The organism is Streptomyces sp. NPDC048196 (genome assembly GCF_040652715.1).
GTDB classification, from domain to species: Bacteria; Actinomycetota; Actinomycetes; order Streptomycetales; family Streptomycetaceae; genus Streptomyces; species Streptomyces siderophoricus.
In genome coordinates this window covers 7,473-7,688 of record NZ_JBEZMM010000105.1, presented here as the reverse complement: position 1 = coordinate 7,688, position 216 = coordinate 7,473, and positions in this window count along the sequence as shown.

Below are 216 nucleotides of genomic sequence, written 5' to 3'. Positions count from 1 at the left end.
GGTTGTGTGGACGTAAAGCGTCAGCAGTCCACACAACCGGCCCCGGAGGCCCGTCACCGCACCCGACACCCACCCAGCCCGCCGCAGGCGCAACGACGAGACGACCCGCGGCGGGAAAGACGGCTACGTACGCGGCGCCGCAAAGCGCAACGACGAGCGAGCCCCGCGGCGGGAAAGACAGCTATGTGCGGGGCGCCGCAAAGCGCAACGGCGAGC